At 54.9% G+C, this 22,143-nt stretch carries 31 protein-coding genes; 14 read left to right on the forward strand and 17 right to left on the reverse strand.

What is annotated here, in order from left to right:
- Positions 1 to 319: 319 nt before the first annotated feature.
- The gene (locus tag BWR59_RS17090) at positions 320 to 2,152 is read left to right on the forward strand and encodes a P-loop NTPase fold protein (RefSeq protein ID WP_143490854.1); all 1,833 of its coding nucleotides are present in this window, start codon (positions 320 to 322) and stop codon (positions 2,150 to 2,152) included.
- A 75-nt stretch (positions 2,153 to 2,227) separates the two neighbouring features.
- Here BWR59_RS17090 and BWR59_RS17095 read toward each other — a convergent pair whose 3' ends face one another.
- From BWR59_RS17095 to BWR59_RS17150, 12 genes are all read right to left on the reverse strand, one after another.
- Positions 2,228 to 2,617, reverse strand: a complete 390-nt coding sequence (locus BWR59_RS17095; protein WP_081566825.1) for an antiterminator Q family protein — start codon at positions 2,615 to 2,617, stop codon at positions 2,228 to 2,230.
- 2 nt (positions 2,618 to 2,619) lie between these two features.
- Entirely contained in the window at positions 2,620 to 2,934 is a 315-nt protein-coding gene (locus BWR59_RS17100; protein ID WP_081566826.1) for a hypothetical protein, read from the reverse strand.
- Positions 2,931 to 3,179, reverse strand: a complete 249-nt coding sequence (locus BWR59_RS17105) for a hypothetical protein (protein WP_081566827.1) — start codon at positions 3,177 to 3,179, stop codon at positions 2,931 to 2,933. Before BWR59_RS17105 ends, BWR59_RS17100 begins: the two co-directional genes overlap by 4 nt.
- Positions 3,180 to 3,195: 16 nt before the next feature.
- Positions 3,196 to 4,476, reverse strand: a complete 1,281-nt coding sequence (locus BWR59_RS17110) for a tyrosine-type recombinase/integrase (RefSeq protein WP_081566828.1) — start codon at positions 4,474 to 4,476, stop codon at positions 3,196 to 3,198.
- Entirely contained in the window at positions 4,473 to 4,901 is a 429-nt protein-coding gene (locus tag BWR59_RS17115; RefSeq protein WP_081566829.1) for a VRR-NUC domain-containing protein, read from the reverse strand. Before BWR59_RS17115 ends, BWR59_RS17110 begins: the two co-directional genes overlap by 4 nt.
- Positions 4,901 to 5,206, reverse strand: a complete 306-nt coding sequence (locus BWR59_RS17120; protein WP_081566830.1) for a DUF1364 domain-containing protein — start codon at positions 5,204 to 5,206, stop codon at positions 4,901 to 4,903. Before BWR59_RS17120 ends, BWR59_RS17115 begins: the two co-directional genes overlap by 1 nt.
- A gap of 106 nt (positions 5,207 to 5,312) precedes the next feature.
- Positions 5,313 to 5,513, reverse strand: coding sequence for a hypothetical protein (locus BWR59_RS17125; protein WP_081566831.1), 201 nt, complete (start codon positions 5,511 to 5,513; stop codon positions 5,313 to 5,315).
- Positions 5,506 to 6,135, reverse strand: coding sequence for a replication protein P (locus tag BWR59_RS17130; RefSeq protein ID WP_230982048.1), 630 nt, complete (start codon positions 6,133 to 6,135; stop codon positions 5,506 to 5,508). Before BWR59_RS17130 ends, BWR59_RS17125 begins: the two co-directional genes overlap by 8 nt.
- A 29-nt stretch (positions 6,136 to 6,164) precedes the next feature.
- Positions 6,165 to 6,959 carry a helix-turn-helix domain-containing protein gene (locus BWR59_RS17135; protein WP_343286993.1) on the reverse strand — a complete coding sequence of 265 codons (795 nt, stop codon included), beginning with the start codon at positions 6,957 to 6,959 and terminating at the stop codon, positions 6,165 to 6,167.
- Positions 6,956 to 7,615, reverse strand: coding sequence for a phage antirepressor KilAC domain-containing protein (locus BWR59_RS17140; protein WP_081567168.1), 660 nt, complete (start codon positions 7,613 to 7,615; stop codon positions 6,956 to 6,958). Before BWR59_RS17140 ends, BWR59_RS17135 begins: the two co-directional genes overlap by 4 nt.
- A gap of 146 nt (positions 7,616 to 7,761) precedes the next feature.
- A complete protein-coding gene (locus BWR59_RS17145; protein ID WP_081566834.1) occupies positions 7,762 to 8,187 on the reverse strand; it encodes a phage regulatory CII family protein in 426 nt (141 codons plus the stop codon).
- Between the two features lie 73 nt (positions 8,188 to 8,260).
- Complete coding sequence (locus BWR59_RS17150; protein WP_081566835.1) at positions 8,261 to 8,470, reverse strand: Cro/CI family transcriptional regulator; 210 nt, start codon at positions 8,468 to 8,470, stop codon at positions 8,261 to 8,263.
- A gap of 90 nt (positions 8,471 to 8,560) precedes the next feature.
- On the opposite strand from BWR59_RS17150, the gene BWR59_RS17155 reads away from it, so the two are divergent.
- The 9 genes from BWR59_RS17155 to BWR59_RS17195 all read left to right on the forward strand — a co-directional run bounded on the left by BWR59_RS17155 (position 8,561) and on the right by BWR59_RS17195 (position 14,136).
- Complete coding sequence (locus BWR59_RS17155) at positions 8,561 to 9,208, forward strand: S24 family peptidase (RefSeq protein ID WP_081567169.1); 648 nt, start codon at positions 8,561 to 8,563, stop codon at positions 9,206 to 9,208.
- A 109-nt stretch (positions 9,209 to 9,317) separates the two neighbouring features.
- A complete protein-coding gene (locus tag BWR59_RS17160) occupies positions 9,318 to 10,451 on the forward strand; it encodes an ImmA/IrrE family metallo-endopeptidase (protein WP_081566836.1) in 1,134 nt (377 codons plus the stop codon).
- Positions 10,448 to 10,951, forward strand: a complete 504-nt coding sequence (locus BWR59_RS17165) for a DUF4411 family protein (RefSeq protein ID WP_081566837.1) — start codon at positions 10,448 to 10,450, stop codon at positions 10,949 to 10,951. The genes BWR59_RS17160 and BWR59_RS17165 overlap by 4 nt, the downstream gene beginning before the upstream one ends.
- Positions 10,952 to 11,167: 216 nt before the next feature.
- A complete protein-coding gene (locus BWR59_RS17170) occupies positions 11,168 to 11,419 on the forward strand; it encodes a DUF1654 domain-containing protein (RefSeq protein ID WP_081566838.1) in 252 nt (83 codons plus the stop codon).
- Positions 11,420 to 11,728: 309 nt separating this feature from the next.
- The gene (locus BWR59_RS32865) at positions 11,729 to 12,013 is read left to right on the forward strand and encodes a hypothetical protein (RefSeq protein WP_230982035.1); all 285 of its coding nucleotides are present in this window, start codon (positions 11,729 to 11,731) and stop codon (positions 12,011 to 12,013) included.
- A gap of 902 nt (positions 12,014 to 12,915) precedes the next feature.
- Positions 12,916 to 13,203, forward strand: coding sequence for a hypothetical protein (locus tag BWR59_RS17180; RefSeq protein WP_081566839.1), 288 nt, complete (start codon positions 12,916 to 12,918; stop codon positions 13,201 to 13,203).
- A complete protein-coding gene (locus BWR59_RS17185; RefSeq protein ID WP_081566840.1) occupies positions 13,200 to 13,481 on the forward strand; it encodes a hypothetical protein in 282 nt (93 codons plus the stop codon). Before BWR59_RS17180 ends, BWR59_RS17185 begins: the two co-directional genes overlap by 4 nt.
- A 117-nt stretch (positions 13,482 to 13,598) precedes the next feature.
- Entirely contained in the window at positions 13,599 to 13,931 is a 333-nt protein-coding gene (locus BWR59_RS17190; RefSeq protein ID WP_081566841.1) for a hypothetical protein, read from the forward strand.
- Positions 13,909 to 14,136, forward strand: a complete 228-nt coding sequence (locus BWR59_RS17195; protein ID WP_081566842.1) for a hypothetical protein — start codon at positions 13,909 to 13,911, stop codon at positions 14,134 to 14,136. Before BWR59_RS17190 ends, BWR59_RS17195 begins: the two co-directional genes overlap by 23 nt.
- Here the strand turns inward: BWR59_RS17195 and BWR59_RS17200 are convergent.
- Positions 14,129 to 14,341, reverse strand: coding sequence for a hypothetical protein (locus tag BWR59_RS17200; protein ID WP_081566843.1), 213 nt, complete (start codon positions 14,339 to 14,341; stop codon positions 14,129 to 14,131). The genes BWR59_RS17195 and BWR59_RS17200 overlap by 8 nt on opposite strands.
- A gap of 388 nt (positions 14,342 to 14,729) precedes the next feature.
- On the opposite strand from BWR59_RS17200, the gene BWR59_RS17205 reads away from it, so the two are divergent.
- Positions 14,730 to 15,212 (forward strand): hypothetical protein, encoded by a 483-nt coding sequence (locus BWR59_RS17205; protein WP_143490855.1) that lies wholly within the window; start codon positions 14,730 to 14,732, stop codon positions 15,210 to 15,212.
- 612 nt (positions 15,213 to 15,824) lie between these two features.
- Here BWR59_RS17205 and BWR59_RS17210 read toward each other — a convergent pair.
- Complete coding sequence (locus tag BWR59_RS17210) at positions 15,825 to 16,625, reverse strand: hypothetical protein (protein ID WP_143490856.1); 801 nt, start codon at positions 16,623 to 16,625, stop codon at positions 15,825 to 15,827.
- Between the two features lie 47 nt (positions 16,626 to 16,672).
- Here BWR59_RS17210 and BWR59_RS17215 point away from each other — a divergent pair, with 47 nt between their 5' ends.
- Entirely contained in the window at positions 16,673 to 17,590 is a 918-nt protein-coding gene (locus tag BWR59_RS17215) for a DNA cytosine methyltransferase (RefSeq protein WP_081566846.1), read from the forward strand.
- 13 nt (positions 17,591 to 17,603) lie between these two features.
- On the opposite strand, the gene BWR59_RS17220 is transcribed toward BWR59_RS17215, so the two are convergent.
- Both BWR59_RS17220 and BWR59_RS17225 read right to left on the reverse strand, forming a co-directional pair.
- Positions 17,604 to 17,858 carry a hypothetical protein gene (locus BWR59_RS17220; protein ID WP_143490857.1) on the reverse strand — a complete coding sequence of 85 codons (255 nt, stop codon included), beginning with the start codon at positions 17,856 to 17,858 and terminating at the stop codon, positions 17,604 to 17,606.
- 223 nt (positions 17,859 to 18,081) lie between these two features.
- A complete protein-coding gene (locus tag BWR59_RS17225; RefSeq protein ID WP_230982036.1) occupies positions 18,082 to 18,834 on the reverse strand; it encodes a DUF4145 domain-containing protein in 753 nt (250 codons plus the stop codon).
- A 45-nt stretch (positions 18,835 to 18,879) separates the two neighbouring features.
- On the opposite strand from BWR59_RS17225, the gene BWR59_RS17230 reads away from it, so the two are divergent.
- Positions 18,880 to 19,737 carry a phosphoadenosine phosphosulfate reductase family protein gene (locus tag BWR59_RS17230; protein ID WP_081566849.1) on the forward strand — a complete coding sequence of 286 codons (858 nt, stop codon included), beginning with the start codon at positions 18,880 to 18,882 and terminating at the stop codon, positions 19,735 to 19,737.
- A gap of 3 nt (positions 19,738 to 19,740) precedes the next feature.
- Here BWR59_RS17230 and BWR59_RS17235 read toward each other — a convergent pair whose 3' ends face one another.
- A complete protein-coding gene (locus BWR59_RS17235) occupies positions 19,741 to 20,391 on the reverse strand; it encodes a hypothetical protein (protein WP_081566850.1) in 651 nt (216 codons plus the stop codon).
- A 49-nt stretch (positions 20,392 to 20,440) separates the two neighbouring features.
- Here BWR59_RS17235 and BWR59_RS17240 point away from each other — a divergent pair, with 49 nt between their 5' ends.
- Positions 20,441 to 22,105, forward strand: a complete 1,665-nt coding sequence (locus BWR59_RS17240; protein WP_081566851.1) for a DNA cytosine methyltransferase — start codon at positions 20,441 to 20,443, stop codon at positions 22,103 to 22,105.
- Positions 22,106 to 22,143 lie beyond the last annotated feature (38 nt).

The following is a 22,143-nucleotide window of genomic DNA, read 5'->3' on the forward strand; positions in this document are numbered from 1 at the left end:
AGCCCCGCAGCAGTCCCAGGTTGGAGCGATGGGGGTGGCGGGGCTGAAAAGGAAAAGCCCCCGGTTGTAGCCGGGGCTCAACAATCTGAGTGAACTGCATTTTGCCGATGGAGACACGATGCGTCGCGCTGCTTTCACAGCAATCCACGCTGCAATGAAAACAGACTTATTCCGCGCGGAAAAGATTTTTTTTGAGGCTCGAATAGAATAAGCTTCAGCTGCCTGGAGCGAATCAAAACATTCTGACGCTATTAAGAGAGCCTTACATACAGCACAGCTAAAGGCTCACCCAAAAAACAAAATTGCGAAGCCTCTCAAGATGAACAAAGAAACAGAACAACGATCACCGTCAGAGCAAATGCCATCGCACCTCCAGAGTTATTTGGAATATTATAAATCGCTGAAAAACCCCTGCTATGGGGTACTCATCACGGGCGCATGGGGTGCGGGCAAAACACATCAGATAAAAAGCATACTATCCAAAGAAGAAATCTACTATATAAGCCTGTTCGGGACGCAGACTACTGAGGAGGTTTACTCGGCAGTTTACGCGAAAATGTACCCTATAAAATCGATGACTAGAGAGGCTGTCAAGAAAACTGAAGGCACGGAGATAGAGCTTTCTATCGCAACGTTGAACCTAGGGGGGGTTGTCTCTGGGATTGCACACGCATTTCTGCGAGACCAAGTAAAAGCCGACAGAATCTTGGTATTTGATGACCTTGAAAGAAGCAGCGTCCCTATCAAAGACCTATTAGGTGTGTTCAATAAGTACATAGAACATCATGAGTGCCGGGTATTGGTTATCGCGCACGACGAAAAAATATCGTCTCAGTTGCAGGAGACGAAAGAGAAAGTGTTTGGACAGACCATCCAGATCAAGCCCCAGATAGCTGAAGCTTTCGACGACTTCGCAGACCGGCTAGATACTCAAGAAACCAGAGAAATCCTGCAATCAATAAAACTTGATATTCTAGAAACTTTTGAACAATCCCAAACTTTCTCACTGAGAATACTCAAACATACTCTCGAAGACCTCGGACGACTATTTAAAACTCTTTCAGACACTCATAAAGCAAATGTCGAAGCAATGAAGGATCTATGCCTCCTCTTCTGCGCTCTTAGCCTTGAGGTTAGGTCCGGAAGGCTGAGAGAAATAGATTTAGTGGATCGTAGCGGGACGATAATTCGATTCCAGATGGGGCGCGCTAGGACAGATCAGCACTTAGAAATTCCCAGTATATTCACCGCCAACAGTCGTTACGATAAGATAGACCTCGGAAATCAGATATTAAAAGATGCTGTTCTCATAAACCTTTTGATCAAGGGTGTTTACCTACCTTCAGAAATACGTGAATCTTTAAACGAGAGCCTCCACTTTACGAAGGTAAGTGACCTTCCTCCGTGGCTAGTGTTTATGAAATTCGACGAGATTACCGAGCAAGAGTCCAGGGCGGCAGCAGACCAACTGATAGATCAATTCCACAATAGAAAATTCGCCAGCGTAGGTGAGATGATTCATCTATTGGCCTTGCGGTTTCTTCTTTCTGATATGAGTTTGATTCCTACTGACTTCGACCAGACCGAGATGGACTGCAAAAAGTATCTGGATGACGTCCTCGCGCAAGACCTACTCCCACCAGATATCAGTGATACAACTTATAAGAAAAGCTTTTTAACTGGGTATCAAGGGTATGCTTTTTGGGTCGAAGAAAGCTATAGATCTAACTTCAGAAACGTTCTCGAACATTTGAAAATTTGCGGCGCAAAAGCGTCAAAAAAACTTTACCCCAGTATTGCAAAGGAGCTACTTAGCCTCCTTGGGACCGACGGTGCACTGTTCGCGCGGAAAATCAGCTATACATTTAGTGGGGAGAATACCTACGCCCGGACAGATGTACTTGCGGCCATAGATCCCAGTGACTTCGTTCAGGAGTGGATGGGCTCCCCTCCTCCCAACTGGCTCCACATCAGCCGCGGGCTAGAGCAGAGATATTCTGGTGGAGAACTCCAGACATTTCTTAAAGATGAGAAGGAGTGGCTTAAGAGCGTAATTTCGATTCTAGATCAGCAGCACAAGAGAGCGGTTGGGATCAGAAAGAAACGTATTGAACGAATAGTTCCGCAGTCTCTCCGAGATGCATGCAACTAACACTGACCTGCAGAAAGGATATGGCTTTATATTTCCAAGCCATATCCTATACCTTCTGACAATGTCCCGAAGACTTTATGCAAATTCCGGCTGAGTTGATAAAGCACAGTCAATCCAAGCGGCCGCTGCCCTGGCTAGCTCTCTCGTCTTACCTTCACTTAACCCATAATATTTTCCGACTCGAATCATCGGCCATTTCGCTCCAAAATACAGCCACGCAATATCTCCCATCTGTTGATCTCGCACGCTCAGTCTGGCCACTGCCCCGTCAACTGCTAGAGCGCAGTCATCCGTGATGCAGTAGCTCTTTGTTTGGGACGGCTGTGGGATCTCATGACGAATCAGTTGTAGTGATGGCGAAACATATCCAGGTACAGCTATTCCATCCATCCGCCACCACCCCCACTGTTCGAGCAGATACTCAGTGTCCCCCAGTGGGCGATGCAGCGGCTTGCGAGTATTCATGGTCAATCCCCTGTGAAGTTCGATCCGCCGGCGCCGCGGCGGTTGTTTTGTTCGTACTGCAACTGTGCATCACCCTGCCCGTGCCGCGCCCTGTTCAGATCGGCCGCCATGTTGCGCAGCTTCATGTTCAGCTGTGGCACCAGTTCCTCAAGCGGCAGCGCTTCGCCAGTCGCCTGGCAGACCCAGCCAGAACCATGGCAACGGGTGCAGTCGAGCTGGTGAAACACACCCCTGATGACGCCAGTGCCACGGCAGGCGGCGCATTCCATGAGCGGCTTGAGTTCCTTCCGGAAGGCAGGGCCATGGCTCTTCTTCATGCCTCACCTACCAGCCAGTCGGCTGCCAGATGGATGTTGAAAGGCACCTTGTTGCTGTCGATCTCGAACCGGTGGCCGCCGTCCATGACGACAGTAAGGCGAGTGAACTCGTCGAAGTTCTGCTTCATCACCATGAATACCTTCGAACGATCGAACTCACGGCGAGGCGCAGGCGTTGCTGTGTTGATGCCCGGCACCTGGAATGCGTAGGCCAAGGCCATGGCGCCGTCGAACGAAATGCTCATTCTGAAACCTCGCCTTTTATGGAATCGTGATTTGGCTAGGGGCCGCGCCACTTATGGCATCGACGGCATTCTGCGAATTTTCGTTTCTAGTCATGGTCGAGCGGTGAATCAGACTGAAGCCTTTCCCGTCTAGCCAATCATGCCACTTGCCCAGCGCCTCACTTTTCAGCAGCTCCGCCGAGGTATGGATGTAGGTCTGCACGTTCCGGGTCATCGTGTGGTTCACCAGCATCTCGCCGATGAGGAAGTCGACCCCGAGGTCTGTCCAGCCCGTACGGGCCACCTTACGCAGGTCATGACTGGTCCACTCGCCCTTGCCCAGACGGGCGAACACTGCGCATGCCTGGCTGTCGCTGATCGGGCCACGGCTCTTGGCCGGGAACATGTAGGCACCCTTGTAGCCCCTCGACGATTGCCAGTCCCGATACCGATCCAACAGCGCGCATACCTGGCGGGTCAGTGGCAGGCAGTGCTCGCAGCGAGTTTTTGTGTTCTCAGCAGGAATGAACCACTCACCCTGCTCGCCCAGGGTGAAATGCACCCAGCGGGCCTGACGCGTCTCACCTGCCCGCGTGCCGTGGCACAGCATCATTAAGGCGAGCATTGCGTCTTGCGGATTCCGGTCGAAGTCGTCGGCCAGTTCGGCAATGACTCCTTCCAACTGGACGGCGCGCAGTCGGGATGGCTTCGGCAGGATGCGGGCTTTGGTGAAGTCGGTGAACTTGAAACCGGCAGTTGGGTTCTTTGCGATCAGTCGGAGTTTCTCTGCCTGACGGAACGCGACAACCAGCACGCCCCACATAAGGCGTACGTAAGACAGCGACATTTCGGCCTGCATAGGCCACATCACCAGCTTGTCCAGGGCGGACCGGTCCACGTCATCGATCAGCAGGTCAGACAGGCGCGGCTTCAAGTGGCAGGTGATGATTGAGGTGTTAGTAGCTCGGCGCTTGGCTGACAGGCTTCGCTCAGTCGATTGGCGGGTCATAAACCAGTCGAGCAACTGACCAACCGTTTGTAAGGTACCGGCAGCGGCCGACGCCTTGGGATCGGCGGCCAAGCGCTCGCGGATCTTAGGCAAGGCGTTGATAAGGCCCTTTACCGACAGCTCGGGAAAGCCCCCAACTTTTTCCCACTGGCTCCCGCGCACCAGGTGCCACGTTCCGCGATCACGGTTTTTATGAAAGCGGAAATACACGCCAGGGTAGCGAGCGTCACGCATGTCGCGCACTGTTGAGTTTGCAGACTGCCGGCGGATCTCGGCGTCGGAAAACGAGGTAAGTAGTGTTTGACTCATGCGGCGGCCCTCGTTGGCGGCTGAAGAAGGTAGGACCGAATCGCCTCGAGCGCGTCGACCTGCCCGCGACACACGATCGCCAGATATCCCTGCTCGATCAGCAGGTGCAGGTAGGCATCCTGCTCGGGGGAAACATCGGCGTCGTATGGCGGCTCGGCCTTGAACTCGATGTACAGACCGAAGTACCCGCCGCGCGCCATCGGCAACACCAGGTCAGGCACACCGGCGCGGACACCTTGCTTCTTCAGGTCCATCGCAACCTTGACGTGCCGGTGGCCGCCGTTCGGAACGTGGTAAATCAGCTTCGCGGCTTCGGGGTGGCGGAGTTTCAACACCATGATCAGCGCGGCTTGCTCCAGCCCTTCACGATCGATACGTGGCTTGCGAGGGTTCTTCGCTTTGAATGGCTTAAGCTTGAGCGGCATCACGCGGCCACCTTCCCTTCCGTCACGAGGATGTCGAGCGTTCGGATGATGCCTTCGAGGTGCATGCGGCGAAGTTCGTCGTGGCTGAACTCTGTCTTGCTTCGCGCGTCGACGGCGTCACGGCAAGCGGAACATGCCCAGGCTGCCTGCAGGTCGTTTGGCTTAATACCCATGCCGCTGCGCGTGCCCGCCAGGCGGAAGTGAGCCAGCACCGTCGTTTCTGGGTTACCGTTGCACACGCCCGGAACGCGGATCTGGCAGTCGCGCCCGCGCGCAGCCTTGGTAAGCTTGGTCTGCTTCCTCACAGGCCACCCCCGAACTGGTATTCCGCCGGCATCACCTGGTGCGAATAGGCGCACTGCATCAATGAGCAGGCGGAGCGGGCTACGCCGATCAGCGCGAAAAGAGTCTTCATGGGTAGCTCTCCCAAAGATCAACAACTTCGAAGGTGCTGGGCCACTTGGCGCCGGCGTAATTGATGGCGATGCCTCGATCAGCAAAGAGCGCCTGCGGCTGCTCCGGCTCGGCAGTGAGGTCCACCTTGTAGGCGCCGCTGTACACGGCGAACTGATAATTGCTGGTCACCGGCGGGGCAAGCATCGGGTTACGCATGAGGACCACCGGCACGCATTGCGCGGATCTTCGAGATTGCGTCATTGCCGACATCGGGGGTGCGCCGCGCTTCGGCCTTGGCCGGCAGGGCCAGCGGCATCGATTGAAGCGGCAAGCCCTCAACCATGCGCCGGATCGTGATCACGTAGTTGCGCTCGAACAGCTTCAAAGCGAGAGATGTTTCCAGTCGGTTCAGGGGCTCGAAGCCGCACTCTTTCGCGGTATGCCAGACGGCCGGATGCGACCACTTACCCTGCCCCGCCATTGACGGGTGGGCATTGCGGCAGGCTTCGCGGAATGCCTTCGCCAAGGGAGGAATGCCGAGCATTTCCGGCGTTGGTTGGCACATCGCGACGAACTCCCCAGAGCTGGGAGCGAACGGCTTCGTCATCTTCCGGCACTGCTCGATCCCGAAGCGGACCTGCTCAATCCGTTGAATGCCCTCAGCCATGAACGCCTTCGTCCATGATGCTTTTGCAGCCTTCAGGGCATCGTCGTCAGGCCATGCCTGTTTCCACGCTGGAAAGATCGCCATCAGCTCGCGGAATAGCGCATTGATGACTTGTACAGTCCCGGCGTCAGCCTTGAGCGGCACCACGGCAGCGGTCGGTACGTTTGGCATTTGCTGCAGCATGTTGGAAACGGATTTCATCACAGACCTCCCAAGTCGTCGCCCCAGCTGGTGTCGTTGAAGTCAGGCGCTTTGCCCTGCCCGGATGCCTTCACGCGCTCACGCTTGACCCACTTGGCAAGGCGGTGGCACCAGCCGCCGCTGGTGTCTCGCACATCGGGTTTGGCAACGTGGAAGGCTACAAACGAGGTGACGTAGCCAGGGTCCCACTGTGCCGAATCAGGAATGCCCATGATCTTGAGCTGGGCGAACAGAGCGCCAGCCGGGGGTAGCCAGTCGGCGAACATCGCGAACCGCTGGGCTGGCCCTGGACAATCGACGGCGGCGCTGTCTTGCTGGGTAATATCTACGGCTAAATCGCGCTGCAGCTGCTGCTCTTCGGTTTCCTGATGGTTAAGTGGTGTATTGGGTGCAGCTGCTGCACCCCGTTCTGCGTTTCCCTGCACCCCGTTCTGCTGTGAGCTGCACCCCGTGCGGTTATCTGCACCCCGCTCCTTACGGGGTGCAGCATTTGCACCCCGATTAAGCTGGAGGTCATACACCACCGGGCGGCGGTCGCGACGGTCGATATAGGCCGCGGCGATTGCCTGATTGCCTTCGGTGATGAACCCAGCCTTCTCCAACTCATCGAGTTTCAGGCGGACGGTACGCTCGGACAGTCCTGTGTCTTCAGACAGGGTCAGCGCAGACGGAAAAGCGCCACGGCCGTCGCTACCGGCGTAGTTGGCCAGGCAAAGCAGAACGTGACGGGCAGCAGGGTTTTCGAGGGAGGCCTTCGGCAGTGCGAGAGCCCATGACATTGCTTGAACGCTCACTGCGCAGCTCCAATGTTCTTTTCGGCCAGCACGGCCAATCCTTTCGGGGTTACGAGGGGTTGAAACGCAGCGCGCTCTACGCCGGTTTCGGTGTCGGGTTTGAGCGCAGTCACCTTGTGTTTCAGGAAACCGGAGCGAATACGCGGCTCCATGGCGATCCAGCGAGTGGAACCACCACGGCGGTAAATCCAGCGGTTGGCCTGCAGCCAGTCAAATAGCTTCGACGGCGGTACGCCCAACTGTTTGGCCGCGTCGGTGATGCAGATCGCGCCTTCGGCAGCAGCAAGGCGGCGAATGGCGGCAACCTTCGGAGCCTGCAACTCAATCACCCCGAGGAGCCGACTGTTTTCGCGGGCTTGGTCAGCAGCCAGTTGGAGCGCTTCGGCGTAGTTCGCGGGAATGCGCGGGGCGGCCTGCTCTTCCAGTTCCTGCCAGCGGTCCACCAGGCGGGCGGTGAATTCGGGGCTGAGCTGTGCGACGACAACGAAGCTGTCGCGCTTGCCGATCAGGTAGTGTTTCCCTGGACGGCCGACGCTGGCGGGGTATTCCTCAATCTGAGGAGAACTGATTACTCGGTCGCCCACCAATGTGTCGATGGTGCGCTTGACGTTGTCGTGACGCTTGCCTGTCAGTTCAGCGATCTCGCGAGACGACATCACCTGACGCGACAGGTCTGGTTGAGCGGTGAAAACTGACGAATCAGGCGGGCTCTTGCTCTGGGTGGTCGTGGTGTGCATAATCGGACCTCACAAGTGTTGTTGAAGAAGCCGGTCTAGCCACCGGCTTTTTTATTGCCTGCGATTCAGGCGACGACCTTCACCGAAGCCTCGTACTGGGCAATTGCTGCCTTGACGTGCGCGATCTCTTTCATGATTCGAGCGCGCTCGACTTGATCCACCCGACCATCGCTCATGGCGTTATGCGTCTCGACGGTCAACTCGGCGAACTCCAAAGCGACTCGTCCGAGCGCCTGATGAACATCGATGGCGGCCGGAGCAACGGTTTTCGTGATGACGTAGCCGAATTCGCCGGCCAAGGCTTCAAGCGGGCGCATGTCCTCGGTGTGCAGCATCAGGCCGTAAAGGTGCTTTACGTTGAACCAAGCGTTGTCGTATTCAGAGTTCGCACGCTGGAGCAAGCTGATCGAGGGCATCCCCATGAGGGTTGCGAGATTCTTGGTGTCGGCGTCATGAACAACCGCGTGGCATGCCTTCAGAAATTCCTGCATTCCTAAAACCTCAAATTTGTTTATGTGGCTGCGTGCCATCACGCGTTGCAAAATGTTTCCCAGTAGCGATGTCCTACGCGGCATGACCTGGGATAGAGGGTCTGAGGTCACGCGCTTTAATCTCGCCATTCGTCACGATCTCGGCGCGCATTGCCACTTCGGCCGCCATCCCGTGAACGCCGCGAACCCAGCCGCTGACTGTTCCTTGCTTCACGCCCAGAGCGGCGGCTGTCGCGTTCTGCGAACCAAAATGCTCAACAAGCTTTTCAAATGGATTTTTCATGACTCACCGCCCAAATAAAGGGATGCCTGTATGCTAGAGGAAAGGAACACCTTTTTGCAAGGTGAAAGGTTGGCCTTTATTGTCGCGGGCATGGAACTTAAAGATCGTTTAAAGCAGGCCCGGAAACACGCAAATCTGACTCAGTCAGAGCTGGCAGAGCGAGCCGGGATAAAACAGGCCTCAATCTCGGAGATTGAGCGAGGGTTGACCAGGACGAGCGGATACCTCGTGAAGCTTGCCACCATCCTTGGAGTCAATCCCGTATGGTTGTCCGAAGGCATCGGGTCGATGCTCTCCGGCGACCAATCCAACGTTGAGCTCGGCCCGCCTATCACCACAGCCGCTCGAAGGATCGACATCATGGGCACTGCACAGATGGGCCCGGACGGCCATTGGGTTGGCCTTGAGGACGCTGGAGGCTGGGTTGAGACCTGGTCCCGCGACACCGATGCTTACGCCCTACTGCTCCGCGGCGACTCGATGGCACCAGCGATCCGCAGCGGCTGGGTGGCTGTGTGCGAGCCAAACCACAGGCTCGTGCCAGGCGAATACGTGATGGTCACGACAGTTGATGAGCAAAGCATGGTCAAGGAGCTGCTGTTTCAGAACGACGAGGGCGTGAGCCTGATGTCGATCAACTCAGCTTATGAGCGAGTTACGATTCCGTGGACGCAGATACAGACGATCCACTATGTGGGAGCCATTCTGGGCCCGAGCAAGGTTTTAGGCAGAATTTGATGTCGCCGAGTGCATAGGCTAGCGTGACGAATGACTACTACGCGCCGTCTCTTAGCGGTACAGTTCACCTGATGCAAGGTTCCATCATGTCTAACGAAGGGGTTCGCACATGGAAGCGCTGATCAATCCTGAAATCCTGAGGTGGGCCCGCTCTCGAGCGCGAATAAGCGCCGGTACTCTTGCAAAAAGCATAGGCACAGCCGAAGACAACGTGCTCGCTTGGGAGGATGGCGTGAAGCGGCCATCCTTCAATCAGGCGATGAACTACGCCCATCACACCCATATTCCCTTTGGCTATCTGTATCTGGCCAAACCGCCGGTGGAGGAGCTTCCTTTACCGGACCTCAGAACCGTAAATGGACGCGAGCCAAGCTACAGTCTTGCCCTTCGGGACACGATCCGCTGGGCAATGGAGCGCCAAGATTGGTATCGCAGCTGGCTCTTATCGCAAGGCTACGAGCGTAACGAAGTTGTCGGCTTGTTTAATGTCAGCTCCGGAGTACCTGCTGTTGTCGCCAGTATTAGGAAAAATCTGCGTATCGAGGATATGCCCAAGCGAGGCAACTTCGATGACTACTTCTCTAAGTTGGTGCAGGGAATAGAAAACCTCGGAATTTTGGTGATGCGAAATAGTATCGTCAATAATAACACTAGCAGACCACTATCTGTCGAAGAGTTCCGAGGGTTCGCGATGAGCGACGCTCTCGCCCCTGTTATATTCATCAATACGGCGGACTGTCCAGAGGCTAGGCTATTTACTCTCATCCATGAACTTGCACATATATGGATAGGAAAGTCGGGCGTATCCGACGCAGAGCCGCAGACACACAACCGTGAAGAGATATTTTGCAACGCCGTGGCTGCAGAGCTTCTCACTCCCGAGCGAGAGTTTAGGTCGCTGTGGAGAGATTTTGAAGTCTGGACGGAGAATCTGCCTTATTTCACTCGGACCTTTCATGTAAGTGAGTGGGTAATAGCAAGAAGAGCGCTTACCTTCGGATTCATTAGCCAAGAGGAATACCGAAGCTTCATCGGAGGAAAGATAGCGGCCCACAAGGCGCGTAGCAAAGATGGGGCACCACCGTATTCTCGACTGCAGACGGGACGAGTGAGCAAGTCTCTCGCTAAAGCTGTAGCAAGCGAAGCATTGAGCGGCCGCATGCTGTTCAGAGATGCTTCCAGGTTGATCGGGATTAAGCCGCACAAAATTTCCGATTATTCTAAGAAGGAACTTGGATTTTGAGCTACCTGCTAGATGCAAACTCTTATATACAAGCTAAGAACGCCCACTACCGCATGAATTTTTGCCCAGGCTTTTGGGACTGGCTTGATACCTCTTTTCAGTCGGGGCACCTCTCGAGCATCTCGATGGTGTACAAGGAGCTTGCCGAATATGGGGATGAGCTCTCGGACTGGGTTAAGAAGCGACCGGCCCAATTCGACGCGATTGACGATAAAGCGACCCAAGAATTTTTTGGGAAAATTGCACAGCATGTAATGGAGATGGCTCTCCCAAATGACCCTGAGAAAATTCGATTTCTAGGTGGCGCTGATCCATGGCTTATTGCTAAAGCCGCCACGACTGGAAAGACTATCGTTACGCACGAAGTGCTGGCACCGGAGAATAGCAAGAAGATCAAGATTCCTAACATTTGTAGGGATTTCAACGTTAGCTATATCACGTCCTTTGATCTGTTAGACGCACTAGAGGCAAGGCTTGTCATAGCACCGCCTGCAGCCTGACAGGCTTCCGCCACACTCCGGGATGTTAGCGGCGGTACAATCCTTTGTATTGTTAACGCAGCATTACGTCAGACGATGAGTAACAACTCTATATGAGCCCGCCAAGCGTGGGCTTTTTTGTGGCTGCGACTCAGAAGAGCACATTTGTACTCCGTCCGTATTGCGAAATTTCCGACGCTGAAATACTGTATGTACATACAGTAGACGGAGGTACACATGGCAAAGGCAAACTCGATTCCCCCAGCAGCTCAGACCACTTACGGCATGCTCGGCATGCGCGTCCAGGCGATCATCAATTCTCCCAAAGCGCAAAAGGCCAAGGCTGCGCTACTGGAGCGATTACCTACGGACAGGCCTGAGGACTGGGATCAGCTGCTCGACGAGATTGCCGAGAATGACAATGTGAGCATCGCTCACCGTGACGACGGTCACGTTCAGGTCTTCTGGACCGTACCGAAAGAAGAATGAAATTCGAATCCCTCTTTGCCCGCCATGCGCGGGCTTTTTTTTGCATCGAGAAATAATAAAGGCATGCCTGTTGACTCTTAATAAAGGCTGCCCTATATTTTGTCCATCGCCAGCGACAACACGGCGACGGGCCAACCGGCCCACCACACGACTGGTGAAGCCGCCAGATAGCCAGAGATCAGCGAAGTGATCTCCCAGCCCCTACCAGGGATCGACTGGACCAAAGCTCTTTAAGCAGAACGGAAAAATTTCACTGATGCAGCTTGGCGACAGGCTGCATTGGGAAATCCCCCAACCTGAGGCACCACCATGTTAGGAATTTTCGGAAAGAAGTTTAAAAAGGCATCAGCTGAGGCAACCGCGGCAATGTCGAAAAACGTGAACCGCGACCTGATGCAAGCCGTGGTATATGGCGCGATCTTCATCGCCGCGGCTGACGGCGACCTGGCTGAAGCAGAACTGAAGAAGACCGAGAAGCTGATCGCAAACAACCCGCTGCTCAAAGGGCTTCGGGGCCGAACTGAGCGACACGATCGACCGTGCAGAAGCGGACTTCAAAGATGGTGGCCGCCGCATCCTGCGCCAAAACTCTGAGAAAGAACTGAGCGATCTGAAGCACTCACCGGAAGAAGCGAAGACGGTGATGAATATCATGCTGACCATCGCAGATGAAGGCGGCATCGACGACGCCGAGCGCAAGGCGCTGGAGCAAGCGGCCAAGTGGCTGGGGCTGAACCTGAAAGACTTCGAAGACTGATGGCCTGGGTCAAACAGATGGGGAGCCGCTTGCGGGCGCTCCTCATTATGACCCTGCTCGTTGGCGTAGTGTTGATCGACTCGGTGTCCCGAATCATCAGCATGTGCGCTGACGGGTTTCTCGCGGTGCTGATCTTGTTGCTGATCTGGCCGCTAATCAAAAAGCCCTGACTCATCCGTCTGCCCATTCAGCGAGTGGGCAGCGGGATGGCGTCAGCCTCACCGGAATTGCCGCTTCACGGGCCTACGGCAATGTAAACAATCAGAGTCCCCGTCAGACGGTTGGAAACCTTCCCGATCACCTGGACGCTTCAACGCTAACCAGGCCGCATCGGGAGATGCCTTGCTCGCTATTCACGCCCGGCTTGGTCACCGGCGCAGGGCATCTGCCGATGCGGACGAAACTGCGGCCTATAACCGCCCACCTGCTCCACCCGTGCGACGGGTACGCCCCGCAATACTCGCGTCATCAAAAACGGTGCAACAACTTCCCAACATCACTCCGGAAAGAGGATTTGCAGCCATGTAAACGACATTGACCCGGCCTACTGCCTCACGCAGCGCCAGGCGAATCGGTTCACGTACGGAGGCGTACTGAACCTTGGATGAAAGAAAAGCCCGGTTTCGACTGGGCTTTTTTTCACACGGCGTTTACCCGCCAGCGCTCTCCCCTGCGCCCAACGGCAACCAGCAGGCGATCAGAGCGCTGACGAGTACACGCAACCATCTGAGGAAAGGACATGCACCCACAAATTCAGCAGCGCGTGGATGGCCTGAATGCCATGCGGGCCCGCACTCATCTCGCCACCGCGGAGTTCTACGCCATGATCGGTAAAGAGCCACCAGCGCAAAAAATTCGCTATCAGGTTGTCGCCAAGGGAGTTAGCGCCTACCACGTCGTGGAAATCGAAACCGGAAAGGTGCGCGGCTTCCGCTTCAACTGGAAGGATGCGGTCAACTTCGCCCAGGTCCTTGAGGCGCGCGCAGACGGTGTGAAGGTCACGCTGTCACAGGCGGTGCTGCAATGATTGGCGAAAGCGTGCCAGACCAGCACAAGCAGGTCGTTGCGCAACTGGCGGCCCAGATCGATCACTACCTCGCGACCGGCCACCGAATCGAACTGGTTCCAGCCGGGAAAAGCGGCGAGGTGTCGTTTACCGCGATCGGCAACCACCCGAAGAACCTCAAAGCAAAGCGCGACAGACACGAGCCTCGCGTCCGTGAGCTGGCAGCCCAGGGCAACACCGCATCGGCAATCGCCACCGCCGTCGGCATCGACAGCCGCACCGTCCGGCGCATCGCCTAAGAGCACGACATCAGCTTGGCCGAACCGACCTGATGCGCAAGATCAACAACCGCGTGCACCAGCGCCGTCGGCAAGCCTGGCTGGACTTGCCAGCGCATCAGTTCGGAGAACCACTCAATGGAAAAGACAGCAGCCGCGAAGCACTCGGCGGACTACCGGGCACGGCAAAAAGCCGAGAAGCAAAAGCTGGGTGTGGAAATACTGAAAGTGGCGGTGCCGGTCGGCATCAACAGGCATCTTCAGAAACTCATGAAGGCTCACGGATTCAAGAACAAGCAGGAGCTTTATCAGACCGTCGTCCTTTCGCTGGTCGGCGCTGAACCGGATGAAGCAAAGCGCATGCTCACACTTCCACCGTCAGGTTTCGTTGTGACGGAAAAACTAGCGCGTCAGTTGAAAGAACTCGGAATGGCGGACCCCGATCCAGATGCAGATGCAGACGAAGAATGAACTGACCCCGGTACAGGCAGAAACACTGGCCTTCATTGCGGAGTACCGCAAGAAGAATGGTTACTCGGCGACAGTTGCCGAAATGGCAAAGGCCGCGGACGTAAACGGAAATGCGATCTCAGGCCGCATTACCACCATGATCAAGAAAGGCGCGATTACTAAAACGCCTGGGATCGCGCGGAGCATTCGGCCCGTTCTCAGGTAGTTTTCGTGTAGGTGAAATACTCGATATTCTCGCGGAGGAACGCTGCAACTTCCTGAGCCTTCTCGAAAGTTGTTCCCTGTGGCAGATCAAGCCCAAACAGATCCATTGGCATCCCGTCGTCGTTGCTCCAGTAGGCGATTTCAATCCACGACTCTCGTGATTCATGCTGATGAACCCTGAATATCGGTTTAGCTCGAAGCGTCATTTCTTGACTCCTTGACCCGGCCCCATGCCGGTCACCACGTATAGCCCACCACTACGCTTGATGCCAGATCGCAGGCAATAAAAAAGGCACCTGCAGAGCAGATGCCTTGAACCGGATAGCGTGGGAAAAGCCATGCTCCGGCTTCACAATTAAACCTCATCACCAACCTATTCGCCACCGTTTTTAGCAGGATAGAGGGAGCATTACCTAACGGAAGCAGCGACTTAGCCGATGAATCCAGGGCCTCGCCACTGGTTAACATCCCAAGCGCATATGGATGCGAAAACCGCGAAAGGCGCAGAACGCCACGTTGTGGTAGACGCGACTATTCCGAACTAGAATCAGCTTTATGCTACTCAACCTAATTACGAGCATGGACGGAATACTAATGGAAATCGAAACGAAATTGAACGTTCCGGCTGGATTCCCCTACGCGGGAAAAGTATTTTTGCTTCAAAGTCTCGCCGAGGGTAAATTTTTACTCAGCAATGGCTTCGTCATTGAGGCGCTGGCCGATCAGATTGACAAAAATTGCCTCTTTCAACTAGTTGCTTTACCTACGAACGAGATAAAGATTTTTTCGATTGCCAAGCAGATGTTTGTGAGTGCAATAGGCCCAACGCGGCAGTTAGCCGCGAGAGTACAAGATGAACGCTGGAGTCGTTTCACCATTGAATATCTAGAGGCCATAGGTGCCTTTACAATCAAAAGTAGCCATCCTTCTGCCGCCGCCAGTCCGTATGTGAGCGTAGTCGGACCAGGCAGGAATTTGTATGTTTGTGACGCGGCTCCTCAACAGGGCTGGAGCTATTTTCAACCTTTCGTCCCCACAGGCATGCCTGCCACAAACGTGGATCAGTTTATGCCATAACACCAATGTCAAAGCGACCAGTAGAAATGAGTCATGTTTCATCCTGGGTGATACTCATGATGATGGTCTTTCCCTACGTACTGTGATGTGAGGATGCCTAGCCGTAAATCGTTTAAGGATGAAATCTAGGCAAATTGTTTAAGCTGAAAAATCCGTTCATCTCAATGAAAATCCCTCCTGGCTAGGTTTTTTGAGGAACGCGTCACCTCAACCTGATGCTTTCCAAATTTCTTTAGCGGATCCTATAGAGCGTCACAAGTGGAGAGTTCTGGGCGTCGCGAATATATTCTCGGCTGATGACTACGGCATCGCGTCTGCCGCTACCTCAATAGCCAGAGCAGCGTCTCGCACATCTTCTGAAATGTAAGCGATGTCGTTGAGCATCGATTCGATGGCGGCTTCGGTGAGGGATTAGTAGATCCAGCCCCTGATCCACCGCAGCCAGCAGGACTGATTTCAGCGCCATCCGCAAAACGTTTTCCCTGTCTTCGCTCATGACCTTCTCCTTTCCCGTGGAGAGGTAATCGTAGGCCATTACCAGCCCGAATGGAATCGGACCACGAGCCTGTAGCAACAGACTCTAGTAGGCGATAAGACTTGAGCAACGTTGGGTTAACGGTTGGGGAGACGCTCAAAATCTCCGATGAAATCCAGCACTGCGTCGAAATTCAATCCCCCCCGCTGACAATTGCTAAAGAAGTCAATCTCCACGAGCGTCTCTCTGTACCAGTTATGATCCTCCGAAAAAACAATTAACAGAAAATAGATGAGCGCCATATTGATCGACATATTTGCGGAAATAGTGGAATAAGCAAAATTCTTAGCTTTGTTTGATACGTTCGCATCAACAACGAAGTCAATCATGTTCGTGACAGAATTTGCGTAAGCACTGAAACTCTTCCCACCGCCAGTGAGGTACCAATCATCGAACCTTTCAATCCACTCATTCCCGCTAGACTTATTCAAACTCCACCCATGGGTGAAGTCGTGACAAGCAGCGTTGAAAGCTGATGCCCCGGTTTTTTTACCGCTACCAAAACCAAATGAAATAAGGTTCGCATGCTCTAAACTTAAAGTTAGAAGCTGGAACAAATTACTATCAAACTGCTGCCGTGCATTGTGTTTATTTTGCTTCCTCAACGCTTTAGCAGAAGACTTCAGTTCTTTGGTCGAATTTCTCATCTCCTCGCTTTGTAATTTTATAGTATAAAGAAGGGCAACCAGACCAATTATCGAAAATAGTGGGTTCAGAATTCCACCCACAAAATCACCAAACTGCCCCCACGACTCTTGCTTATCGGAAGGAGTCAATCCAAAAGTTACTACAAATCGCAAAAGCAATATTATGGCGATAACAAGCGCCGTTAATGCTATTGAAACTAGCCATTTCGGAACTCCAGACTTCCCTTTCACTATATTTCTCGCCCCAAAAAAGTCAGAAATTGTACTAGGAATCAGCAATGACTACAGCAATCGATTTGTTCGCCGGACTCGGCGGATGGTCTACCGGTGCCCGCGCGGCGGGTGTTGAACTACTTTGGGCGGCCAACCATTGGCCGGTCGCCGTCGAGTGGCACAGCGCAAATCACCCGGACACCGAGCACATCTGCCAAGACCTGCATCAGGCGGACTGGACCAAGGTTCCGAGCCACGATATCTTGCTGGCTTCGCCCTGCTGCCAAGGCCACTCCAAAGCGCGCGGCAAGTCATCCGGCAACCCGCAGCATGACTCAAGCCGATCCACAGCCTGGGCAGTTGTCTCGGCGCTGGAGTTTCACCGGCCGGAAGCGGCCATCGTCGAGAACGTTCCCGAGTTCATGGACTGGGCGCTGTATCCGGCGTGGTTGTCGGCTGTGCGCTCGCTGGGATATCAGGTCGCGCCGCATATCGTTGATTGCGCAGACCTGGGTGTGCCTCAGAACAGGGTCCGCATGTTCTTGGTCTGCACCCGAAGCGCAGCGCCGCTGATGCTCGACCTCAGGCCGGAGAGTCACACCGCGGCGAATTCGTTCATCGATTTGGAAGCCGGCCGCTGGGCTGATGTCGAACGCCCAGGGCGAGCAGCGGCAACGCTGGAACGGGTCAAGGCGGGTCGCGCGGCATACGGCGATCAGTTCCTGTTCAGCTACTACGGCAACACCCGCAGCGGCCGCGCCCTCACCCGCCCGATCGGTACCATCACGACGCGGGATCGCTGGGCAATCGTGAACGGCGACAAGATGCGGATGCTCACAGCGGACGAGAACCTGCTGGCCATGTCGTTTCCCGCGCACACCAAGCGACCTGAAAGCCACCGCCTGACGGTGCATATGGCTGGCAACGCCGTTCCCCCGCTCGCAGGTCAGCGCGTGATTGAAGCGCTGATGGCCGCCGCCTGATCACACCAGCGCATCAGCCGCCTTCCCCACCGCCGAAGTCAAGCGCATCAGACGCAACCTCGATCTCTCGGATAGCGGCAATCACAGACGGCGATACGTTCTTAGGCAGAAGCGTCAGCGACCCAATTGCCTGCTCGCAAAGCTCATCGACATCAACGTGAAGCTCGCGCGCTGCGTTCAGTACAGCTTCAAGGGCGATAGATAGCGCCAATTCCCTGTTCTCGCTCATGACCTTCTCTCTTCCTGTGGAGCGATAAGCGTAGGCCATTACCCACTCGCATGGAATCGCGGAAGCGATCTTCAGGCCATCGTCGGTGCTCTAGCTGCACTGACTTAAGGGAGGATGTGCAGTGCGAAGCAATCGCCCAAGAGTTCATGGCCGGACTGGAAGACAAAACCGGCACTGCTGCGAAGTTATCTCTGGGTAGATTTTCAGCTTAAATTAACCCGCGCCTGCTTCGCATAAAGAATATATCCCATGCAGGCGAGAGTTAATTTTGCTCAGGCGGAGGCAGGGCTTTTTTTGCCTCCAGATTTTTAAAAACCTTTTTTGCTCTGTATGGGATAATGTAGGTTCCGATAAGGATATGCTCGATCACCTCAAGAGCCAGAAGTAGCTGATTTTTAGTCGGAGCCTTCCCTCTATGAGCTGCATGGTTACCTAAGACTCTGATTTTGTGGAGTGTCTGAACACCCTCCTCAGTTACCAACGACCGCGCATTAAGATCATCTATTTTTTGCTCTAAATTTCTGCCCTTTGCTTTAACGTCAGAGCAAATTGTGTCCAGAATAGTTCTTATCCCGATACCGCTAATTATCAATAGATCGTTGTCTAGCGCGCTTCTCGTCTCACGATAGATGTCTTCGATATCAAGCGGTAAAGATTCATGATCAATAATCTTCGACCCAACAACCCGTCCAGGATAAAACGTCACTGTGGATACCCAGTATGCGTCACCGTATTCGTCGTGATCCCAGTCTTCCGAGTTGGATGAGTCAACTCGAAAGGATATTTCCTCACAGCCTAAGCATTGAATTATCTGGTTGTGGACAGTCCATTCCACAGAGTTGCCGCCACCGCAATCCTCCGAACCCCTCTCGGTATAAGTAGCCACGATCTTGTGATTTGACCTCAGGCAACATTTCTTGCATGGGAATTTTTCAGTCATTTCATCAAGGGTTATATCGAACGTTTTCGTTATAAGCGCCATATGCGATCCCTTCGCGTTTTTTCTGAACGACACAAATACCCCACTTTCATGAATCACGCCACTGGCGAGGATGCCCGCATGTCTCCCTACAAAATGTCCGGAACGACGGTCGTCAGCTCCTCCGGCGGCCGAACCAGCGCCTATATGCTGCGCCAAGTGCTGGACAACAACGTCGATTTGGGTGACCTGATCGTCACGTTTGCCAACACTGGTAAAGAGCACCCCGCCACTCTGGATTTTGTTCAGGAATGCCCAGACCGCTGGGGCGTGCCGATTGTCTGGCCTGAGTTCCGGGACGACGAGCGAGGGTTCGCAATCGTCGACTACGAGACAGCTAGCCGCGACGGTGAGCCGTTCGAAGCGCTGATCAGGAAGCGCAGCTACCTCCCGAACCCGGTGACGCGCTTCTGCACCATCGACCTGAAGATCAGGGTAATCCACAAATATCTGCGCAAGGTTGGCTGCTCAACAGAAGAAACGCCGGTGGACATGATGACCGGCATCCGCGCTGACGAGCCACGCCGAGTCGCGAAGATCCGGCATCGAAAGACGACCAGCGAGAGCAAACACGCCACGATGGTGATGCCGTTGGAAGACGCTGGCGTCGGCGTTCAGGGCGTCACCGATTTCTGGAAAGGTCAGCCTTTCGATCTGATGTTGCCGACCATCAATGGCCGAACGCTGGAAGGCAACTGCGACCTGTGCTTCCTCAAGGGCGCTAAGCAGGTTTATTCGATCATCGCCAGCGATAGGCAGAAGGCTGAATGGTGGGCACGCATGGAGCGGACCGCTAAATCCAGCTCCAGTACCACCGGCGACGGCGCGCTGTTCCGCTTCGACCGACCGAGCTATCAGCAGATGCTCGACTACTCAGACACTCAATTCGATATGTTCGCCGACCACGACGAGGCCATCGCGTGCGTCTGCGGAGATTAGTTATTAGCTTATTAGCTTCAACTTCAGGGCAGACTCGAGATTCCTCACTACATCAGTCAGCTCAGCTCCAAATTCGTCATTCGGAAATAACCTATTTTTGAAGACCTTACGCCTCATGTCCAAATACACTCGGTGATCCGTTCGCTCTTCATCAGACTCTCCCGGATCGGAGCACAAAAGCCTCAAGCGCACATACTCTCCGTACTCATCTTTCAAAAACTCGAGCCGATTAGCGAATCTCAAAATGTGCTCTCCCCAAAGGGCCTTTGCCTCAAATAGCGACACCGAAATCTCAGCATAAGATGCGTTTAAAGCATCAAGGCGACGTTCGAAGCCGAGCGTGAGCCGCTGAAAGCGTTCATCATCACCAACCGTAAAAGCTGGATCACCATCTCGCTGGACCTCGGCTGGATATATGGCTGGAGCGCGACAGCGATCAAATAATTTCTCAAACTTATAAAGTTCGATAAGCATCTGCCTTGCGAGCCTGTGATCGTCTTGCCCCCTTAATTGCCTTCTCCATGTCGCCAATCCGTTAATGCCCACATAGCCTGCTACAAGCACGCCTCCAGCCCCAAATACAGTACCTACGATAGAAAAGAAATCTTTAGTCAAAGACCAATCAATTTCGGTAAATACGAAGCAAAAGCTCATCTCAATCCCTTTTGATTTTCCCAGTCAACTATACCCATGAGGTGCATTCATGCCCATAAATTATGGAAGCGTGTGCAGCGGCATCGAGGCCGCAACAGCCGCCTGGCACCCGCTGGGCATGAACCCGGTCTGGTTCGCCGAGATTGAGCCCTTCCCCTCCGCTGTTCTGGCTCACCATTACCCGAAGGTGAAGAACCATGGCGACATGACCAAGCTCGCCGCCCTGGTGCTTGCCGGGAAGATCAAGGCGCCGCCAGTGCTTGTCGGCGGTACACCCTGCCAAGCCTTCAGCGTGGCCGGCATGCGCCAGGGCCTGCTGGACCCGCGCGGCGCCCTCACCATCAAATATGTGGAGCTCGCAGATGCAGTTGACCATGTTCGAACAGCCCGAGGCGATGACGAGTGCGTCGTCGTCTGGGAAAACGTCCCCGGAGTCCTTGCCGATAAGCAAAACGCCTTCGGATGCTTTCTTGGTGCGCTTGCTGGGGAAGACTGCGAGCTGCAGCCTTCAGGGAAGCGCTGGACAGACGCTGGTTGTGTGTATGGACCCAAAAGAACAGTCGCGTGGCGGATCCTGGACGCCCAATATTTCGGCCTGGCCCAACGACGGCGCCGTGTGTTCGTTGTCGCAAGTGCTCGAAGAGGGTTCGATCCCCTTGAGGTACTTTCTGAGCGCGAAGGCGTGCGCCGGGATACTGCGCCGCGCCGAGGCGAGGGGCAAGACGTTACCGGAACAGCTCCTTTCGGCCCTGCGCTCCAGTGCGGATGCGGACACATCTTCCCTGAAGAGCTTGGTCACTACGGCTGCATGAACTGCGAGGGTGATGAAGGCCCAGCGGTGACAATGTTCGGCGGCATCCCGGCGTTCGGTGGCCACAGCCTGGGAAGCTCGATCGAGCGATCGGCCACGCTCACGGCGAAAGACACTCGCATGGACATCGAGAGCGAGACGATCTTCGTTCAACCAAATCGGGATGTCGCTGGCACGCTGCGCAGCACTGACGGCGGAGCGGACGTTGATCACGGGATGGCAAACCATCTGGTGGCCGGCACGCTTCAATCCAGCGGCAAAGCCGCAGGCAGCGCAACCCAACAAGATGCCGAAGCAGGCCTTCTGGTTGTGCACGGCACGCAGGACCCCGATGTCATACAAGATAAGGCTCACCCGCTCGGGCGCAATCACGGTCAAGAAAACGCCATCCTCGCCTTCAGCTGCAAGGATCATGGCGCCGACGCCGGATCGCTCTCGCCCACCCTGCGGGCAATGAACCATAGCGGAAGCCATGCCAACGCCGGCGGCCAGGTCGCTGTGTGCATTACCGGGGAGGTGACTCACACGCTTAAGGCTGAGGGATTTGATGGAAGTGAGGACGGCACTGGGCGCGGCCAGCCAATTGTCGCGGCATTCGCTGAGAACTCTCGCGCTGAACTTCGATATGAAAACGGCGATGGCAGGATTGCCGGCACGCTCAGCACCGGAGGCGGCAAGGCCGGGCAAGGCATTCCATCAGCTCAGATCGGCGCATCAGTTCGACGCCTCACTGCCGTGGAATGCGAACGGCTGCAGGGCCTGCCCGACAATTACACGCAGATCCCCTGGCGCGGTAAGCCTACCGCCGAATGCCCGGACGGCCCTCGCTACAAAGCGATCGGCAACAGCAAAGCCGTAACCGTCGTTCGCTGGCTAGGCCAGCGCCTCCTGCAACAACTCTGACCAACCCCAAAGTAACCTCCAGAGGTTACATCTCGAAA

The sequence above is a fragment of the Pseudomonas sp. Bc-h genome (assembly GCF_002080045.1).
In the GTDB taxonomy this organism is placed as follows: domain Bacteria; phylum Pseudomonadota; class Gammaproteobacteria; order Pseudomonadales; family Pseudomonadaceae; genus Aquipseudomonas.

Bases quoted from the DNA above. Each gene is read 5' to 3' on its own strand.
- BWR59_RS17090 (WP_143490854.1), top strand. From the start codon at position 320: ATGAACAAAGAAACAGAACAACGATCACCGTCAGAGCAAATGCCATCG.
- BWR59_RS17095 (WP_081566825.1), bottom strand. From the start codon at position 2,617: ATGAATACTCGCAAGCCGCTGCATCGCCCACTGGGGGACACTGAGTAT.
- BWR59_RS17100 (WP_081566826.1), bottom strand. From the start codon at position 2,934: ATGAAGAAGAGCCATGGCCCTGCCTTCCGGAAGGAACTCAAGCCGCTC.
- BWR59_RS17105 (WP_081566827.1), bottom strand. From the start codon at position 3,179: ATGAGCATTTCGTTCGACGGCGCCATGGCCTTGGCCTACGCATTCCAG.
- BWR59_RS17110 (WP_081566828.1), bottom strand. From the start codon at position 4,476: ATGAGTCAAACACTACTTACCTCGTTTTCCGACGCCGAGATCCGCCGG.
- BWR59_RS17115 (WP_081566829.1), bottom strand. From the start codon at position 4,901: ATGCCGCTCAAGCTTAAGCCATTCAAAGCGAAGAACCCTCGCAAGCCA.
- BWR59_RS17125 (WP_081566831.1), bottom strand. From the start codon at position 5,513: ATGCGTAACCCGATGCTTGCCCCGCCGGTGACCAGCAATTATCAGTTC.
- BWR59_RS17130 (WP_230982048.1), bottom strand. From the start codon at position 6,135: ATGCCAAACGTACCGACCGCTGCCGTGGTGCCGCTCAAGGCTGACGCC.
- BWR59_RS17140 (WP_081567168.1), bottom strand. From the start codon at position 7,615: ATGTCGTCTCGCGAGATCGCTGAACTGACAGGCAAGCGTCACGACAAC.
- BWR59_RS17145 (WP_081566834.1), bottom strand. From the start codon at position 8,187: ATGCAGGAATTTCTGAAGGCATGCCACGCGGTTGTTCATGACGCCGAC.
- BWR59_RS17150 (WP_081566835.1), bottom strand. From the start codon at position 8,470: ATGAAAAATCCATTTGAAAAGCTTGTTGAGCATTTTGGTTCGCAGAAC.
- BWR59_RS17155 (WP_081567169.1), top strand. From the start codon at position 8,561: ATGGAACTTAAAGATCGTTTAAAGCAGGCCCGGAAACACGCAAATCTG.
- BWR59_RS17160 (WP_081566836.1), top strand. From the start codon at position 9,318: ATGGAAGCGCTGATCAATCCTGAAATCCTGAGGTGGGCCCGCTCTCGA.
- BWR59_RS17170 (WP_081566838.1), top strand. From the start codon at position 11,168: ATGGCAAAGGCAAACTCGATTCCCCCAGCAGCTCAGACCACTTACGGC.
- BWR59_RS32865 (WP_230982035.1), top strand. From the start codon at position 11,729: ATGTTAGGAATTTTCGGAAAGAAGTTTAAAAAGGCATCAGCTGAGGCA.
- BWR59_RS17180 (WP_081566839.1), top strand. From the start codon at position 12,916: ATGCACCCACAAATTCAGCAGCGCGTGGATGGCCTGAATGCCATGCGG.
- BWR59_RS17185 (WP_081566840.1), top strand. From the start codon at position 13,200: ATGATTGGCGAAAGCGTGCCAGACCAGCACAAGCAGGTCGTTGCGCAA.
- BWR59_RS17190 (WP_081566841.1), top strand. From the start codon at position 13,599: ATGGAAAAGACAGCAGCCGCGAAGCACTCGGCGGACTACCGGGCACGG.
- BWR59_RS17195 (WP_081566842.1), top strand. From the start codon at position 13,909: ATGCAGATGCAGACGAAGAATGAACTGACCCCGGTACAGGCAGAAACA.
- BWR59_RS17200 (WP_081566843.1), bottom strand. From the start codon at position 14,341: ATGACGCTTCGAGCTAAACCGATATTCAGGGTTCATCAGCATGAATCA.
- BWR59_RS17205 (WP_143490855.1), top strand. From the start codon at position 14,730: ATGGAAATCGAAACGAAATTGAACGTTCCGGCTGGATTCCCCTACGCG.
- BWR59_RS17215 (WP_081566846.1), top strand. From the start codon at position 16,673: ATGACTACAGCAATCGATTTGTTCGCCGGACTCGGCGGATGGTCTACC.
- BWR59_RS17220 (WP_143490857.1), bottom strand. From the start codon at position 17,858: ATGGCCTACGCTTATCGCTCCACAGGAAGAGAGAAGGTCATGAGCGAG.
- BWR59_RS17230 (WP_081566849.1), top strand. From the start codon at position 18,880: ATGTCTCCCTACAAAATGTCCGGAACGACGGTCGTCAGCTCCTCCGGC.
- BWR59_RS17235 (WP_081566850.1), bottom strand. From the start codon at position 20,391: ATGAGCTTTTGCTTCGTATTTACCGAAATTGATTGGTCTTTGACTAAA.
- BWR59_RS17240 (WP_081566851.1), top strand. From the start codon at position 20,441: ATGCCCATAAATTATGGAAGCGTGTGCAGCGGCATCGAGGCCGCAACA.